The organism is Streptomyces sp. NPDC091682 (assembly GCF_044756625.1).
Lineage (GTDB): Bacteria > Actinomycetota > Actinomycetes > Streptomycetales > Streptomycetaceae > Streptomyces.
This window is the reverse complement of sequence record NZ_JBIVTH010000017.1, coordinates 47,761-64,380: the sequence shown is the minus strand read 5'-3', so window position 1 is coordinate 64,380 and position 16,620 is coordinate 47,761. Positions and strand designations below refer to the sequence as shown.

Annotated in this window: 11 protein-coding genes; 4 read left to right on the top strand and 7 right to left on the bottom strand. The window is 72.7% G+C overall.

Annotation, left to right across the window (positions count from 1 at the left end; genetic code table 11):
- Positions 1-33 precede the first annotated feature (33 nt).
- The 3 genes from ACIQK6_RS32070 to ACIQK6_RS32060 form a co-directional block, all read right to left on the bottom strand.
- Positions 34-1,110, bottom strand: coding sequence for a FecCD family ABC transporter permease (locus tag ACIQK6_RS32070; protein WP_402696157.1), 1,077 nt, complete (start codon positions 1,108-1,110; stop codon positions 34-36).
- The gene (locus tag ACIQK6_RS32065; RefSeq protein WP_329104799.1) at positions 1,107-2,165 is read right to left on the bottom strand and encodes an iron ABC transporter permease; all 1,059 of its coding nucleotides are present in this window, start codon (positions 2,163-2,165) and stop codon (positions 1,107-1,109) included. Before ACIQK6_RS32065 ends, ACIQK6_RS32070 begins: the two co-directional genes overlap by 4 nt.
- Before the next feature lie 275 nt (positions 2,166-2,440).
- Positions 2,441-2,716 carry an isoamylase early set domain-containing protein gene (locus ACIQK6_RS32060; protein WP_030009921.1) on the bottom strand — a complete coding sequence of 92 codons (276 nt, stop codon included), beginning with the start codon at positions 2,714-2,716 and terminating at the stop codon, positions 2,441-2,443.
- A gap of 309 nt (positions 2,717-3,025) precedes the next feature.
- On the opposite strand from ACIQK6_RS32060, the gene ACIQK6_RS32055 reads away from it, so the two are divergent.
- The 4 genes from ACIQK6_RS32055 to ACIQK6_RS32040 all read left to right on the top strand — a co-directional run bounded on the left by ACIQK6_RS32055 (position 3,026) and on the right by ACIQK6_RS32040 (position 13,173).
- Entirely contained in the window at positions 3,026-5,251 is a 2,226-nt protein-coding gene (locus ACIQK6_RS32055) for an MMPL family transporter (RefSeq protein ID WP_402696155.1), read from the top strand.
- Positions 5,252-5,338: 87 nt separating this feature from the next.
- A complete protein-coding gene (locus ACIQK6_RS32050; RefSeq protein ID WP_402696153.1) occupies positions 5,339-10,099 on the top strand; it encodes a type I polyketide synthase in 4,761 nt (1,586 codons plus the stop codon).
- A 215-nt stretch (positions 10,100-10,314) separates the two neighbouring features.
- Entirely contained in the window at positions 10,315-12,753 is a 2,439-nt protein-coding gene (locus tag ACIQK6_RS32045) for a SpoIIE family protein phosphatase (RefSeq protein WP_329104793.1), read from the top strand.
- A gap of 189 nt (positions 12,754-12,942) precedes the next feature.
- Positions 12,943-13,173 (top strand): response regulator transcription factor, encoded by a 231-nt coding sequence (locus tag ACIQK6_RS32040; RefSeq protein WP_189734557.1) that lies wholly within the window; start codon positions 12,943-12,945, stop codon positions 13,171-13,173.
- Between the two features lie 87 nt (positions 13,174-13,260).
- Here the strand turns inward: ACIQK6_RS32040 and ACIQK6_RS32035 are convergent, their stop codons facing one another.
- From ACIQK6_RS32035 to ACIQK6_RS32020, 4 genes are all read right to left on the bottom strand, one after another.
- Entirely contained in the window at positions 13,261-14,277 is a 1,017-nt protein-coding gene (locus ACIQK6_RS32035; protein WP_329104790.1) for a serine/threonine-protein kinase, read from the bottom strand.
- 212 nt (positions 14,278-14,489) lie between these two features.
- Positions 14,490-15,053 (bottom strand): hypothetical protein, encoded by a 564-nt coding sequence (locus tag ACIQK6_RS32030; protein WP_329104788.1) that lies wholly within the window; start codon positions 15,051-15,053, stop codon positions 14,490-14,492.
- A 179-nt stretch (positions 15,054-15,232) separates the two neighbouring features.
- Entirely contained in the window at positions 15,233-15,706 is a 474-nt protein-coding gene (locus ACIQK6_RS32025; RefSeq protein ID WP_329104786.1) for a hypothetical protein, read from the bottom strand.
- A gap of 178 nt (positions 15,707-15,884) precedes the next feature.
- On the bottom strand, positions 15,885-16,487 hold the full coding sequence (locus ACIQK6_RS32020; protein ID WP_329104784.1) for a hypothetical protein: 603 nt from the start codon (positions 16,485-16,487) through the stop codon (positions 15,885-15,887).
- Between the last annotated feature and the right edge of the window lie 133 nt (positions 16,488-16,620).

Below are 16,620 nucleotides of genomic sequence, written 5' to 3'. Positions count from 1 at the left end.
GGTCTGATGTCTGGACGTCTACGGGGACACCGGCTAGCGGAGGTTGGCCCGCACCAGCAGGTAAATGAGGAAGGGGCCGCCGATCACGGCGGTCACCACCCCGACCGGGAGGGTGATCGGCAGTGCCGTACGGGCGACCAGGTCCGCGCCGATCAGCAGCAGGGCCCCGACCATCCCGGAGGCCGCCATCGGCGGTGTCGGGCACTTCGCCAGCCGCATCGCCACCTGCGGCGCCACCAGTGCGACGAACGAGACCGGGCCGGCGGCGCTCACCGCCACGCCGGCCAGCAGCACCGCGCACAGCAGCAGCACCGCGCGCACCCTCGCGTACCGGACGCCGAGGCCCGCGGCCACGTCGTCACCGAGGTGCAGCGGTTTGAACTGGAACGCGACCACCGTCACGACGACCATCAGGGCCAGGGTGCACCACAGCGCGACGCCCACGTCGTCCCACGACCGGTTGTCCAGGGAGCCGACCAGCCAGGCCTGGGCCCGGGCCACGTCCCTGATGTCGGCCGTGACCAGCAGCCAGGTGGTGATCGCCTCCATGACGGCGCTCACCGAGATGCCGATGAGGATGAGCCGGAAGCCGTCGATCCCGCGTCGCCACGCCAGGAAGTACACGAGGAGCCCCGTGCCGAGGCCGCCCGCGAGCGCCGCCCCGGACAGGCCCACGGAGTTGACGACCGCCGCCGCGGTCCCGCCCGACACGGTCACCAGGAACACCGCGACCGCGCCGGCGCCCCACGTGATCCCCAGGATGTCCGGGCTGGCCAGCGGGTTGCGCGCGATCGACTGGGTGATCGCCCCGGACACCCCGAGCGCGATGCCCACGACGAGCCCGGCCAGGGCGCGCGGCATCCGCAGGTCCATGATCACGAACTTGTCGACCTGCTCGCCGCCGCCCACGACCGTGGCCATCACCCGTGACAGGCCGATGGGGAAGTCCCCCACGCCGATGGACACGCAGAACATCAGGAAGGTCGCCGCCGCCAGCAGCAGCGTGACGCACACGACCCACGGCCGCCACACGAACGAGACGGGGCCGAGCCGCACGCCCGGCGTCACCGGTGCCAATGCCTTCACCTCGGTCACCTCGGTTCCGGTCATGCGCTCTTGAACTTTCCGCGCCACACCAGGGCCGCGAAGAACGGGGCCCCGAGGAGGGCCACGACGACCCCCGCGTCCAACTCCCCCGGCCGCACCAGCAGACGCCCCGCGATGTCGCAGACCAGCAGGACGACGGCACCGAGCAGGCCCGCGTACGGCACCAGCCAGCGGTAGTCCGGCCCGGTCAGGTACCGGGCCATGTGGGCCACCATCAGGCCGAGGAAGGCGATGGGGCCGCACGCCGCCGTGGCGGCTCCCGCGAGCAGGGTGATGGCGGCGATGCCGATGGTCCGGCTGAGCACGATGTTCACCCCCAGCCCCCGCGCGACGTCGTCGCCGAGGTTGAGCAGGTTCAGGGCGGGCAGGGTGATCAGCGCGAGCAGCAGCCCGACGGCGATGAACGCGATCACCGGCCAGATGACGTCGAACCCGACACCGGCCACGGAGCCCGCGTTCCAGAACCGCAGGGCGTTCAGCGAGGCCTTGTCGGACAGCGCGACCGCCGTGGTCATCGCGGCGAGGAACACCGTGACCCCTTGTCCGGCCAGCGCGAGGGTCAGCGGGTTACCGGCCCCCCGGCCGATGCTCGCCAGTCCGAAGACGACGACGCCGGCGACCGCGGCGCCCAAGAAGGCGAACCAGACGTACTGGAACGGGTTGGCGAACCCGAACAGGGCGATCACCAGCACCACGGCGAAGGAGGCGCCGGAGTTCACGCCCAGCAGGCCCGTGTCGGCGATCGGATTGCGCGTGTACCCCTGGATCAGCGCCCCGCCGACCCCCAGGGCCACGCCCGCCGCGACCGCGAGCACCGTGCGCGGCACCCGTACGGTCCGCACGATGAGGCGTATCTCGGTGAGTCGCTGGTCGGGGTCCGGCGCCGCCGATAACCCGCGCCACACCTCGGCGGGGGTCAGCGCCCGCGCACCGACGGCCAACGAGACCACCACGGCGGCCAGGAGGACCAGCACCAGGGCGAGTGAGCCCACGACCCGCCGCCGACGGGCCTCCGTCACGCCCCCGGGCACGGGGCGTTCCACTGCGATCGTGCCCATGTCGCTCTACGTCATCCCTTCGATCCACCGCCCGGACGGGTCGGCACGCCGACGCAGCCGCGACCGGAACTTAGGCAAAGCTAAGCTGATTCCATGGCGCACTGTCGATAGACAAAACGGGCACGCGGGAGTGAGGGGCCACCAACTCGCCCCGGAATATGTACTGTTGATCGATTAGATTAGCCTAACCTTACTTCAACTGATCGACGTCGCACAAACGCGCCCCGGCCCATGGCCGGGGCGCGTTCCGGTCCGTCTGCGAGGAGTCCGGGCCGTCAGGTGTGCAAGCGGCTGTTGGGGCCGTCCTGGTCCCCGGCGCTCTCGTCGTTGAACCAGTAGTCCCCGGCCGCCAGGTACCGGAAGGAGTGCGTGCTCTTGCTGGGCAGCTCGACGGTCACGGCGCGCTTGCCGTCCTTGCGGCGGGCCAGGGTGTGGACACCGGGCTGCCAGTCGTTGAAGTCGCCCACCACGCTGACCGGTCCCGGCGGGGTGTCGACGGGCAGGATGAAGGTGACCTCGGTGTGGTCCTTGCGCAGTTTGCGCTCCAGCATGGTGAGCTCCTGACAACGGCAGTGGGGGTGGTACGCCGCCCATAGTCGGCGGCGGACGCACCGGACGCACCCCGGCGCCGCCACTCCCACCACGGACCCACCACATCGAGTGACTCGCGGGCACGCGATGTCACCCTTCGTGTCGACGCCCCGGGGTACCTCCCCTCCCGTCCTGTCAAGGTACGAATGGCCGGGACTACGGCCTCGACCCGCGTCCGGGCACGGTGGACATCGACCTTCCTGCGCGAGAGCAGGAGCGAATCGCCGTCCGTACCGGAGGCATCCATGTTCCGCCGTGCAGGGGCCTTCGTGACCCGTCACCCCCGGCTCGTCCTCATCGGCGCGCTCGTCTTCCTCGTCCTGTCCGTCCTGTTCGGCACGGATGCGACCGGCCGGCTGAAGACTCAGGGGTACGACGATCCGCGGTCCGAGTCCAGCCGCGCCGCGCACCTGGCCGCCGACCGCCTGGGCGCCTCCCCGAACCTGGTCCTCGTAGCCCGGAGCGGCAGCGGTTCCGTGGACGGACCGGCCGCCCGCGGCGCGGGCGCGGAACTGACCGGACGGCTCGCCGCGCAGCCGCACGTGAGCGCCGTGACCTCGTACTGGACCGGCGGCGCGGCGGAGCTGCGCAGCCGCGACGGCCGCGCGGCGATGCTGGTCGCGCACGTGGACGGCGAGGGGGAAGAGCTCGCGGCGCGGGCCGAGCGGCTGCGCGCGGAACTGACCGCCCCGGCCGGTGCCGACGAGACCCTGACGGTGCACGTCGGGGGGAGCGCCCTCGTCGACGCCGAGCTCCAGGACATCTCGGAGTCCGACCTGAAGCGGGCCGAGTCCGTCGTCCTGCCGGGCACCCTGATCCTGCTGGTCCTGGTGTTCGGCAGTGTGGTCGCCGCGGCCCTGCCGCTGCTGATCGGGGTCCTCTCCATCGCCGGGACGCTGCTGGTCCTGAGCCTCCTCGGCCGCGTCACCGACGTGTCCGTCTTCGCGCTGAACCTCACCACGGCGCTCGGCCTGGGGCTGGGCATCGACTACGGGCTGCTGGTCGTCTCACGGTTCCGGGAGGAGCTCGCCGCCGGCTTCCTGCCGAGCACCGCCGCCGTACGGACCGTGCGCACGGCGGGCCACACGATCGCCTTCAGCGCCGCCACGGTCTCCGCCGCGCTCGCCACGCTGTTGGTGTTCCCGCCGTACTTCCTGCGCTCCTTCGCCTACGCGGGCATCGCCGTGGTGGCGATCGCGGCGGTGAGCGCCGTGACCGTACTGCCCGCCCTGCTCGCACTGCTCGGGAAGCGGGTGAACGCCTGGGCCGTGCCGTGGCGCCGCCAGGTCCGCTCCGGCTCCCGGTCCGGATTCTGGGAGGGGCTGGCGCGGATCGTCGTACGCCGCCCGCTGATCGCGGCGCTGCCGGTGATCGGCCTGCTGGTGCTGCTCGCCGCCCCCTTCGCGCACGCCGATTTCGCCACCCCCGACGACCGGGCGCTGCCGCCCGGCGCGTCCAGCCGGCAGACCGGTGAACTCGTGCGCGACCGGTTCGACATGAAGGGCTCGGGCGCGCTGACGGTCGTCACCACGGGAGGTGCCTCCCCGTCGGAGCGGGTGGAGTACGCCCGCCGCCTGTCCGCGTTCCCGCAGGTCGCCCAGGTCGCGGGACCCGACGGCGGCTTCCGGGACGGGGAGCGGTCAGCGATCCCGGGCCAGGCCTCGGCCACCGCCCGGCCCGCCGTGGACGGCCCGGTCCAGCTCTCCGTGGTGCCGCTGGTTGACCCCCAGTCGCACGCTGCCCAGCAGCTCGTCCACGACGTCCGTGCGGTCCCCGCCCCCGCGGGCACCGAGGCCCTCGTCGGCGGACCGAGCGCGGTCCTGGTCGACGCCAAGGCCACCGTGGGCGACCGGATCCCGCTGGCGCTCGCACTGATCTCGCTCACCACCTTCGCGCTGCTCCTGGGCTTCACGCGCAGCCTGCTGCTGCCGCTGAAGGCCATCGCGCTGAACGCGCTGGGTCTCGCGGCCGTCCTCGGCGCCATGGTGTGGGTCTTCCAGTCGGGTCATCTCCACCAGCTGCTCGACTTCACACCGGGGCCCCTCAGCACGACCATGCCGGTCCTGCTGTTCTGCATCGTCTTCGGGCTCTCGGTGGACTACGAGGTGTTCGTCCTCGCACGCATCAAGGAGGCGCACGAGGCCGGGCAGGACAACGCCCGCTCGATCGTCACGGGCATGGCCCGCACGGGCGGGATCGTCACCACCGCCGGCGCGCTGCTCGCCTTCACCCTCCTGAGCTTCGGCACCTCGCAGGTGTCCCTCCTGCAGTTCTTCGGGATCGGCGCGGGCCTCGGCGTCCTCCTCGACGCCACGCTCGTACGGGGGGTCCTCGTACCGGCGCTGATGCGCCTGGCGGGCGGCCTGAACTGGTGGGCGCCGCGTCCCGTCCGGCCCAAGGAACCGCTCCCTGCCTCCCGTCCGCCCCCGACGCCCGTCCGCAGGTGTCCCGCGGCCCGGCCCGCCCCGCGGACCCCGGCCCGGGCGCGCCACTGACCGTCGTCGCCCACCCGTCCCCATCTCCCCCCACATCCCCCGTCTCGACCCCGTCCCGCCCCCGTCTCACGGCAAGGAAGAACTCCCATGACCGACATCGCCATCACCGGACTCGGCTGCCGCTTCCCCGGTGCTCCCGACATCAGCGCCTACTGGAAGCTCCTGCTCAGCGGGGAACGACAGTTCTCCGCCGTGCCCAAGGAGCGCTGGAACCACGAGGCCTTCCACGAACCCGGCAATCCCTCCGCACCCCATGCCGCGTACACCGACCAGGTCGCCTTCCTGGACGACGTGGACCGCTTCGACGCCCTGCACTACGGCGTACCGCCCGCTCGCGCCCGGGCCATGGATCCGCAGCACCGGCTGCTCCTGGACGTCACCCGCGAGGCCCTGGACGACGCGGGGCTGGGCCGGGGCGACTTCGACCGGGCGAACACCGGGGTCTTCTGCGGAATGTCGGTGTCCGACTACAAGGACCTGATGTCGGCCCCCATCCGGGCCATCGCCCTGGCCGAGGACGCGCGGCAGGCCGCGGCGGACCCCGGCGGCTTCCTCGACGCCGTCAGGGACCACGCGGGATCGCTCGGCACCGTACAAGCCTTCAGCCTGCCGGGGAGCCTGCTCAACATGGCCCCCGGCACCGTCAGCCGGCACTTCGACCTCGGCGGGCCCAGCTTCGCCGTCGACGCCGCCTGCTCCGGCTCGCTCGTCGCCCTGGACCAGGCCGTGGCCCAACTGCGCCAGGGCAGCTGCCGGATCGCCGTCGTCGGCGGCGTGTACCTGAACCTCACCCCCGACAGCCTGATCGGCTTCTCCACGCTCCGGGCGCTGTCCGCCACCGGGGTGTGCCGCCCCTTCGACGAGGGGGCCGACGGTTTCGTCCTCGGTGAGGGCGCCGGCGCGATCGTCGTCCGGCCGCTCGCCGACGCGCTCGCCGCCGGCGACCGGGTGTACGCGGTGATCAAGGGCATCGGCTCGGCCAACGACGGCGCCTCCCCCGGGCCGCTGGCGCCCGCTCCCGAAGGCCAGCTGCGCGCCATGCGCCGGGCCTACGACGACGCGGGGGTCGCCCCGTCCACGGTCGGCTTCCTGGAGGCCCACGGGACCGGTACCGCCACTGGCGACCGCGCCGAGGTCGAGGCGCTGCGCCGGCTGCGCACCGAGTACCCCGACGACGACCCCTCGCTGTGCTACGTCGGTGCGGGCAAGGCCCTCATCGGACACTCGCTGTCCGCCGCGGGCATCGCCGGACTGATCAAGACGGCCCTGGTCGTCCACCACCGGACGATCGTTCCGCAGCCGCGGACCGCCCCGCACCCGGGCCTGGGCATCGACGCCGCGGGTCTGCGTCTCGCCGACGCGCAGCGGCCCTTTCCGGACTCCAGTGCTCCGCGCCGGGCCGCCGTCAGCTCGTTCGGCTTCGGCGGGACGAACGTCCACGTGGTTCTGGAGGAGCGGCCCGCCCCTGCCCCCTCCCCCGCTACCGGCCGTCTCCCGGAACGCACCGGGCGGACCGGGGCCGCCCCGGACACCGGCCCCCAGCTCGTCTTGCTCTCGGCCGGCAGTCCCGAGCTCCTGGACCAGCACATCGGCGACGTTCTCGACGCACTCGACGCGGCGGACCCCGCCCCGCTGGCAGCCGTGGCACACACCCTCGGCTCCCGCCGGCCGCTGACGGCCCGGCTCGCGATCGTGGCCGCCGACACCGAGGCCTTCGTACGGCGGCTGCGCCGCGCCCGCGAGCAGCTCGTCGAGGGCGAACGGGGCGACCTCGGGAACGACGCCTTCGCCGCCGACGCCCCGCTGCCGGCCGAGCGGCGCCGCCTCGCCTTCCTCTTCCCCGGTCAGGGCAGCCAGCGGCCCGGCATGATGCGGGACCTCCACGAGCGGTTCCCCGGCTTCCGGGCGACCGTCGACGACCTCGGTGCCGCGGCCCGCGAGGCCACCGGCCCCGACATCGGCGACCTGTTGTACGGGGAGGCGGCGACCGCCGAGGGCGACGCCGAAGGGGCCGGGCGCAGGCTCGCCTCCACCGAGGTGTGCCAGCCGCTGCTCGGGGCCGTCCAGATCGCCGCCACCCGGCTCCTCGCCGGCTTCGGCATCGCTCCCGACCTGGTCCTCGGCCACAGCGTCGGGGAGTTCGCCGCGGCCGCTGCGGCGGGCGCCCTCACCGACGGGGACACCGTACGACTGCTGGTGCACCGGGGCGCGACCCTCCGGGAGGCCGAGAACGGCCTGCGCGGCGGGATGCTCGCCGTACAGACCGACAAGGACACCTGCCGCCGGCTGGTGAACGGCATCGACGACGTGTGGCTCGCCTGTTTCAACCAGCCGCGGCAGGTCGTGGTCAGCGGCACGCCGCACGGGCTCGACGCCATGCGGCGGGCCTGCGCCGAGGCGGGGGTCGTCACGGTGGCGCTCGACGTGTCGAACGCCTTCCACTCGCCGCGGCTCGCCGCCGCGGACGAGGAGATGCGCGCGGACCTCGCCGAGCGCCCCGTCAGCAGCCCCGTCCTCCCGTTCGTCTCCTCCGTGAACGCGGAGGTCTGCACCGAACCCGAGCGGCTGCGCGAGCTGTGGGCACGGCACGCGTCCGCACCGGTCCAGTTCGCCGATGCCGTGCGCACCGCCTACGACCAGGGGGCCCGTGTCTTCCTCCAGGTGACCGGCGGCAATTCGCTCCTGACCTCGGTCCGCCGCAACCTCACCGACCACGGCGACGTCCACGTCGTCCCCGTCGCCGGGGTGGCTCCGGACGGCGGCCGGAGCTTCGTACGGGCCCTCGCCCGGCTCGCGGTCCTGGGCGCCCCGGTCGACCCGCGCGCCCTGGTTCCCCAGGGGGAGCGCCGACTGCTCGACCTGCCGGTGGCGAAGCTCGCCACCCAGTCCTACTGGATGCCCCGCCGTCGCCCGGCAACGACGGGCACCCCCGCCCCCTCCCACCGGCCCCCGGCCCGGTCCCGGCCCGTACCCCCCGAGGAGACCACGATGAACGACTCGCCGCTCCACCCGATGGAGGAACTGATCCGGCTGGTCCAGCAGCAGACGGCGCTGCTCGCCCGCCTCGCCGAAACCCTCCCCGAGCCGAACCCGACCACGGAGGCGGCGCTGCTGGCCCGCCTCGCCGAAACCCTCCCCGAGCCGAACCGGACCGCGCCGGCCGTCGCCCCGGCGACCGCCGAAACCGCCCCGGTACCCCCCGCCGTGCCCGCCCCGCCCGCCCCGCCCGCCGCGCCCGACACCGAGGAGCGGCCGCCACCGCCGCCGACCGGGGACCTCACCACGGTCACGGAGTCCGTGCTCGCGCACGTGGCCCGGGTCAGCGCGTTCCCGGTCGCCCATCTGCGCGACGACCAGTTGCTGATCGACGACCTCGGTTTCGACTCGCTGATGCTGACGGACCTGTTCTCCTCCCTCAAGCGGCAGTGGCCTCAGTGGACCCGCGACAAGTCGGCCACCGACCGGCCGACCGTCGGAGGGATCGCCGCGATGATCGCGCGCGGCTGCGGCGACTCCGTACCGGCCCCCGCCCCCGCCCCCGTACCCGTAACCGCTCCCGCTCCCGTTCCCGAGCAGCGATCCGGAGCCGAAGAGGCGCCGGCCCCGGCCGCCGCCCCGTTGCCCGAGCAGCACACTCGGATCGAGTGCTTCCCCGAGGTCACCGCCCACGCCGAACGCATCGCCTCGCTCTCCGGGCTGGGGCTGGCCAATCCGTACTTCCTCGTCCACGAGGGCGCGCTGACGGACACCACCGTCATCGACGGCCGGGAACTCCTCTCCTTCTCCAGCTACAACTACCTGGGCATGGCCACCCACCCGCAGGTGAACGAGGCGGCCCACGAGGCGATAGAGCGCTGCGGCACCTCGGTCTCCGCCAGCCGGCTGCTCTCCGGCAGCCGACCGCTCCACCTGGAACTCGAAAGCGAGATCGCCGACCTGCTCGGGTGCGAGGCCGCGGTCACCCTGGCCAACGGCCATGCCACCAACGTCACCGTCATCGGCCACCTCGTCGGCCCCGGGGACCTCATCGTCCACGACTCCCTCGCGCACGACAGCATCCTCCAGGGGTGCCGGCTCTCCGGCGCGACCCGGCGACCCTTCCCCCACAACGACGCCACCGCCCTCGACACCTTGCTGACGCAGGTCCGTGACCAGTACCGGCGGGTGCTCGTCGTCGTCGAAGGCGTCTACAGCATGGACGGGGACATCGCCGACCTGCCCGCCCTCGTCGACGTCAAGCGCCGACACGGCGCGCTGCTGATGATCGACGAGGCGCACAGCATCGGGACGATCGGCCGTTCCGGCCGCGGCATCGGCGAGTACTACGGCATCGACCGCTCGGCGGTCGACCTGTGGTCGGGCACGCTGTCGAAGGCGCTGGCGAGCTGCGGTGGCTACGTCGCGGCGAGCCGCCCGGTCGTGGAGTACCTGCGCTACACCGTGCCGGGCTTCGTCTACAGCGCCGGGATGACCCCGGCCGACACGGCGGCGTCGCTGACCGCCCTGCGCATGCTGCGTGCCGAGCCGCAGCGGGTGGCACGGCTCTCGGAGAACGCGGCGCTCTTCGTCCGCCTCGCGCGCGAGGCGGGCATCAACACAGGGGACAGCCATGACACGCCGGTCGTACCGTGCATCGTCGGGGACTCGCTGAAGACCCTGCGGCTCGCGGAGGCCCTGTTCCAGCAGGGCATCAGCGTCAATCCCATCCTCCATCCGGCCGTACCGGAGGAGCTGGCCCGGCTGCGGTTCTTCATCACGTACGACCACACGCCCGGCCAGATCCGCCGGGCCGTGGCCGCGCTGGCGCACGAGCTGCGGCTCCTCGACCCGGACGAGGAACCGGTCTGATGACCGGCGCCGTGGACGCCGCCGCGACCTCGAACGCCGGAACCGGTCGGACGCTCGCCCTCGTCCTCGCGCACCCGGGTGGCTGAGTGCCCCGCGTGACGGTACTGCGTTGGTGCTCCTTGTCCGGCTGGATCATTCTGGTCAGAGGAGCGCCTGGCCGTGCACGTCCCCGTGGGGCGGCGGCAGCGGAACGAGCGAGGGCGAGATGAGTGGCGATGGAGCAAGTTCCCACCTCTCCTGGTGAGCGGCCCGAGGAGACGGCCGCCCCCCTCGAGTCGGCCTACACGGCCTCGGCGACGATCAACGAGCAGGGCATCGTCACCGAGTGGAGCGAGGGTGCGACCCGGCTGCTCGGCTACGTGCCGTCCGAGGTCGTGGGGCTGCCCGCCGCCCACCGGCTCGCCGATGTCCTCAGTGACGCGGCGCGTGAGGTGCCGTCCGAGCGGGAGCGGTGGAGCGGCACGGTGGCGCTGCGCCACCGGGACGGTCACCGCATGGAGGTGGCACTGCTGGCGCACCGCTGGACGTCCAGCGGCGGCACCGTCAAGTGGTTCGTGGTGTCCGCCGCCGGGGGCGCACCCCGCTCTCCCTGGGGCGAACCGCTGAAGGAGTGGGCGTTCACCCAGTCCCCCTGCTTCCTGGCGATCTTCGATGCGGACCTGCGCCTGGTGCGGGCGAACGCCGGTATGGAGCGCACGCTCTCCCTCACGGAGGCCGAGATGCGGGGGCTACGCCTGCCGGAGATCGCGCCGGATCCCGTGAGCGACGAGACCGAGCGCCGGATGCGGCTGGCGCTGGACTCCGGTGAGCCGCAGTACACGGAGGCCTTCGTCCACCCGACGGGCGCCGGTGCGGAGCACGGTTGGACCACCTCGCTGGCGCCGTTGCGGGACCAGGACGGCCGGGTGCACGCCGTATGTCTGGCCGCGCACGACCGGAACGGGGTGGAGGGGGTCCAGCACCAGATGCTCCTGACGGACGAGGTCGACACCGCGCCCATCGGGACGACGCTGGACAGTGTCCGCACCGCGCACGAGCTGGCCGACGCAGCCGTCCCCCGGTTCGCCGATTTCGCGGTGGTCGACCTGCTGGAACCGCTCCCGCGCGGCGACGAACCGTCCTCGGTCCCGGCGGACGGGCCGGTCACCGTGTGCCGCGCCTCGGCGCGGTCGGTCCTCGACGGGACCCCCGAGTCCGTGGTGGCCGTGGGGGACACGACCAGCTACCCGCCGCTGTCACCGCCCGTCGAAGCGCTGGTCTCGGGCCACGGCGCCGTGTACGGGGCCGCCGACCCGGCCCTCGCCCGCTGGGCGGCGCAGGACCCCGGAGCCGCCTGGATCGGCGAGTACGGGGCCCACTCGATCATGGTGGTGCCGATGCGGGCCGGCGGCGGCACGCTCGGTGTGGCCGTCTTCAGCCGTCACCGGCGCCAGGAGCCCTTCCAGCCGGAGGACCTGCGGGTGGCCGGGGAACTCACGGCCAGGGCGGCGGCCGGGATCCGCAACGCGTACCGGTCCGGCCGGGAGCACACGACGACCATGACCCTGCAGCGCAGCCTGCTCCCGCACACGCTGCCCGATCAGGCCGCGCTGGAGATCGCCTCCCGCTACCTGCCCGCGGCCGGCGAGGCCGGTGTGGGAGGCGACTGGTTCGACGTGATCCCCCTGTCGGGCGCCCGGGTGGCGCTGGTCGTGGGGGACGTCGTCGGCCACGGCATCCGGGCCACCGCCACCATGGGGCGCCTGCGCACCGCCGTACGCACCCTGGCCGACGTCGATCTGGGACCCGACGAGCTGCTCACCCACCTCGACGACCTCGTGATCCACCTGTCCGCCGACGAGGGTGACCAGGAGTCCGGCGGGGAGACGGCCGGGGGCATCGGCACCACCTGCCTGTACGTGGTCTACGACCCGGTCATCCGCCGCTGCACGGTCGCCCGGGCCGGCCACCCGCCGCCCGCCGTGGTCTCCCCCGAGGGCTCCGTGTACCTCCTGGACGTCCCGGCCGGTCCCCCGCTGGGCCTGGGCGGCCTGCCCTTCGAGACGCTCGAAGTCGAACTGCCCGAGGGCAGCATCCTCGCCCTGTACACCGACGGTCTGCTGCAGGCCCGCGACCACGACATCGACGAGGCGTTGGACAGCATGTTCGCGGCCCTGGTGCGGCCCGCGGACACGCTGGACGCGGTGTGCGACCGCGTGCTGACGGCCATGTTGACGCATCGCCCGGACGACGACGTGGCCCTGCTCGTCGCCCGGACCAGGAGCCTGCACGCCGACCAGGTCGTCGTCTGGGACCTGCCCTCCGACCCCTCCGTGGTCGCCACGGCCCGGCGCCAGACCACTGACCAGCTGACGGCCTGGGGGCTGGAGGAGGCCGCCTTCGTCACCGAGCTCCTGGTCAGCGAGCTGGTCACCAATGCGATCAGGTACGGCCAGCCGCCCATCCAGTTGCGGCTGATCCACGAGAAGAACAGCACCCTGATCTGCGAGGTCTCCGACGCGAGCAGTACCGCCCCGCACATGCGGCGGGCCCGGACCTTCGACGAGGGCGGGCGGGGCCTCCTGCTGGTGGCCCAGCTCGCCCAGCGCTGGGGCACCCGGCACGCGGCCATCGGAAAGACGATCTGGGCCGAGCAGTCCCTCACCGAGTACTGAGGGCGCGCACCAGGTTGGGCGATATGCGCGGAAATGTTCCCTGTGACGCGCCTGTGACAGTCGACGGACAGCTCCATGAAGTCCCACCGACAAGCTCTTTATTAGGGACAAACACCGACATTCAGGTATACGTCCCCTGCTTCCGAGGACGTGAGCAGTGATGACCAGACCGATCCGTCGGAGGAAATCATGAGCCTCACCCTCGTCGCCCCGCAGACCGAAGCCACCACCCCCACCCTCGCCCCGCGCGAGCAGGAGGCACTGCGACACATCGCCGCAGGCTGCACCTACCTGCAGACGGCTCGCCAGATGGGGCTCTCCAAGCACACGGTCGACGCCTACCTGCGCCGCATCCGCGCCAAGCTGAACATCAGCACCACGGCCGAGATGACCCGCCTGGCCATCTCGATGGGGCTGTGACGAGCGCGGGATTCGCGCAGGAACGACCTACGCAGGACAGCGGAAACGCCCGCCCCGCCCGTTACGGGCGGGGCGGGCGTTTGGCGTCTACGGGCCGCCGGGCCGGCCGTAGAAGACCGGCCGGGCCCAGACCGGGGGCTCCCGCGGGGGCGCTGAGTCCCCCGGGACACCGGGGGGACGGGAATCCTCCCGTGACGGCGGATCGGCGTAACGGCCGGTGCCGCCTCCCGTGGCGACGCGCAGCGCGGCCACGAATTCGAGGCAGGATCCGTAGCGGTCCTCGGGGACCTTCGACAGGGCCTTGGTCAGTACGTCGGCGGCGGCGGGAGCGATTCCCGGCCGCCGCTGCGTCAGTGGGGGCGGGGGGTCGTACTGGTGCGCCCACAGCAGCGCCGCGTCCTCCTCGCGCTGGAAGGGCGGCCCGCCGGCGAGCGTTTCGTAGACGACGCACGCCAGGCTGTAGAGGTCGCACCTGCCGTCCACCGGCCTGCCGGAGATCTGTTCCGGCGCCATGTAGTCGAGCGTCCCGACGAACTCGCCGTCCGTCGTGAACCCGGTCAGCGCCAGCGCCTTCTTCGTCAGCCCGAAGTCCGTGAGGTAGATGTGCTCGGGGTGCTCGCTGTCGGTGCCCGCGGCCACCAGGATGTTGCCGGGCTTGACGTCCCGGTGCACGAGGTCGTGGTCATGGGCCGCGTCGAGCGCCGATGCCACCTGGGCGGCGATGCGCAGGGCGGTCGCCACGGGCAGCGGGCCCTCGCGGTCCAGCAGCGCGCGCAGGTCCAGGCCGGAGACGTAGCGCATGGCGATGTAGAGGACGCCGTCGGTCTCGCCCGCCTCGAAGATGGGCACGATGTGCGGGTGGTCTATCGATGCGGCCACCCGCGATTCGTGCGTGAAGCGGCGCCTGAAGGTCTCGTCGCGGGCCCGCTCGGGGGCGATGAGCTTGAGCGCGACCGTACGGTCCAGGCGCAGGTCCTTCGCGCAGTAGACGACGGCCATGCCACCGCGGCCGATCATGCGCTCCACCCGGTAGCCCGCGATCTGCTTGCCGATGAGGCCCGAGGCTCGGCCCGCGTACACGCTGAGGTTGGACGCCTCGCTCATCGGGCGCCCCCCTCACCCCGCCGGGTGACGCCGCCGGACGCGGCAGGCCGCTCTTCCATACCTGGAAGTCTATCGAGCGCCCCGCCCGCGTGCCGCCCGCGCGCCGCCCCGTCGAGCGGTACGGGGGGACGGACACCCGAGCGGACGCGCACGCGCACCGGGACCGGTCCCCGAAGGGAACCGGTCCCGGTGCGCGCCGCGGTCCGTGGCGGTCAGTCGTCGTCGTTGCCGCCGGCGCCGCCGTTGCCGCCGAAGCCGCCGGTGGTCCCGCAGCCGATGCCGAAGCAGAGGCCGCCGTCTCCGCCCGTGCCGCCCTTGCCGCCGTCACCGCCGGGCAGCGCGACCCCGCCGGTGCCGCCGGTTCCGCCGTTGGCGCTGCCGTTGCACGTCCCGGCGCAGATGCCGCCCTTGCCACCGGTGCCGCCGCTGCCGCCCGGCACGCCCGTGACGCCGGTGCCGCCGTTGGCGCTGCCGTTGCACAGACCGGCGCAGATGCCGCCCTTGCCGCCCTTGGTGCCGTTCACCGATCCCTCGCAGCTGCCCGCGCAGACCCGGTCACCGACGCGGACGCTGCCCTTGTCCACCTTGACGCTGTCGAGCACCGCCCTGCCGTCGAACCGGCCCCCGCCCGGGGTCGCGTCGCCGTCGGCGAAAGCGGAGACCGTCCGAACGGTCTGCGCCGGGGCCGCCGTGGCGACCGGTGCCATTGCACCCGCGCCGATCAGGGTCGCGGAAATGACGAGACCGAGCCGAAACTTCGTGGATCGCGTACGCATGAGAATCTCCCTTGCCTTGGAAATTACTTTCCGTGACGCGGCTGCGGAGTCCCGATTTCCCGCTTTCCGCGTTCCTTTCGAATGGGCCAGATCGATGTCCGGCTGTTCTTTCCCCGGTGCCCGAGGTTCCGATGGCGCCCCGGCCCGTTGTGGACCGGGGCGCCTGGGCCTGGAAGGCCTTACGAGCGGACGTCGTCCGCCATCAGCGCGAACCAGTCGCCGTCGACGTAGTACTTCTTCCAGTTGTCGATCTGCTCGTCCGTGATCTTGTACTTCTCGGAGATCTTCTTCGTGGTCTCCTCCGGGTCGTCGGCCGCCAGCACGATGAGCACGATGCGCACCTTGTCGACCACCGTCAGATCCGCCTTCGGCTTGTCGGGCAGGTCCTCGAACTTGAAGCAGCCGACCCCGCCGGGCTGGCCGGGCTCGCCCGGCTGACCGGGCTCGCCGCCCCGACCGCCCTTGCCGCCCTCTCCGCCCTTGCCGCCCGCCCCGAATCCGACGCAGTGTTCGGGCGTGTCGGCCGGGGCCGAGGCGCTGATGTTCGTGGGGGTGTGGGACTGCGACGCCTGCGCGGCGCACGCCGTACCGGTGACGAGGGCCAGAGAGGCCGTGACCAGGATGATCGGACGCTGCCAGGACTTCGTGAACATGAGGGGTTTCTCCGTTTCGGCACATACCGACGAGGGGTGTGGGGGGTGGGGGGTGGGGGGTGGGGGGGCCGGGGGGCCCCCCCCCCGGGGGGGGGGGGGGGGGGGGGGGGGGGGGGGGGTGGAGGCCCTGAGGCCTCCACCCCGTTGAGCGGGTACTGCGGTGCGGGTCAGGTGAGGGTCAGAAGAGGCTGCCGCCACCGGCACCGCCGTCGCCGCCCTCGCCACCGATCAGGCCACCGAGGCCGCCGTCTCCGGCCTTGCCGCCGTTGCCTCCGTTGAAGAAGCTGAAGCCGCCGTTGCCGCCGTTGCCGCCCTTGCCGCCCTTGATGAAGCCGTCGCCGCCCCCGCCGCCGCCACCGGCGTTGCCGCCCTGGAGGACGCCGAAGCCGCCGTCGCCACCGTTACCACCGGCGCCACCGATGCGGCCTTCGCCGCCACCGCCGCCACCGCCACCGGCGCCACCGAGCAGGAAGCCATCCCCACCGGTACCACCGTTGCCGCCCTTGCCACCGGTACCCGTGACGCTGCCGCCACCGGAGCCACCGGCACCACCGGCGCCACCGACGAGACCGCCGGTACCGCCCTTGCCACCGTCACCTCCGGCGCCCCCGGCGTTCGGGAGGGCCGTAGCGACGTGGGTCGCCACCGGAGCGGCCGAGGCCATGGATGCCGGAAGGACGACTCCTCCTGTGACCACAGCGGCCGCGGCGACCAGAGTGGCTACGCGGAAACCGCGGCGGGTGGGACGGACAACGTTGTTGGTGTGCATCTTGCGGTTCATGACTTTCTCCTACAGATTCAAGAGGGGTGTATGACGCCCCGGATTTCCGAGACGCTGCGGTGATGTCGACGAAGGAAGAGGTATTCCTTTTCTTTCGTCTGCCTCGTTTTGTTTCCGGTGAGGCCCGCACCAC

What these genes read in the sequence shown, in the direction of transcription:
- ACIQK6_RS32070 (WP_402696157.1), bottom strand. Translation starts at nt 1,110, where the DNA reads ATGACCGGAACCGAGGTGACCGAGGTGAAGGCATTGGCACCGGTGACG.
- ACIQK6_RS32065 (WP_329104799.1), bottom strand. Translation starts at nt 2,165, where the DNA reads ATGGGCACGATCGCAGTGGAACGCCCCGTGCCCGGGGGCGTGACGGAG.
- ACIQK6_RS32060 (WP_030009921.1), bottom strand. Translation starts at nt 2,716, where the DNA reads ATGCTGGAGCGCAAACTGCGCAAGGACCACACCGAGGTCACCTTCATC.
- ACIQK6_RS32050 (WP_402696153.1), top strand. Translation starts at nt 5,339, where the DNA reads ATGACCGACATCGCCATCACCGGACTCGGCTGCCGCTTCCCCGGTGCT.
- ACIQK6_RS32045 (WP_329104793.1), top strand. Translation starts at nt 10,315, where the DNA reads ATGGAGCAAGTTCCCACCTCTCCTGGTGAGCGGCCCGAGGAGACGGCC.
- ACIQK6_RS32040 (WP_189734557.1), top strand. Translation starts at nt 12,943, where the DNA reads ATGAGCCTCACCCTCGTCGCCCCGCAGACCGAAGCCACCACCCCCACC.
- ACIQK6_RS32035 (WP_329104790.1), bottom strand. Translation starts at nt 14,277, where the DNA reads ATGAGCGAGGCGTCCAACCTCAGCGTGTACGCGGGCCGAGCCTCGGGC.
- ACIQK6_RS32030 (WP_329104788.1), bottom strand. Translation starts at nt 15,053, where the DNA reads ATGCGTACGCGATCCACGAAGTTTCGGCTCGGTCTCGTCATTTCCGCG.
- ACIQK6_RS32025 (WP_329104786.1), bottom strand. Translation starts at nt 15,706, where the DNA reads ATGTTCACGAAGTCCTGGCAGCGTCCGATCATCCTGGTCACGGCCTCT.
- ACIQK6_RS32020 (WP_329104784.1), bottom strand. Translation starts at nt 16,487, where the DNA reads ATGAACCGCAAGATGCACACCAACAACGTTGTCCGTCCCACCCGCCGC.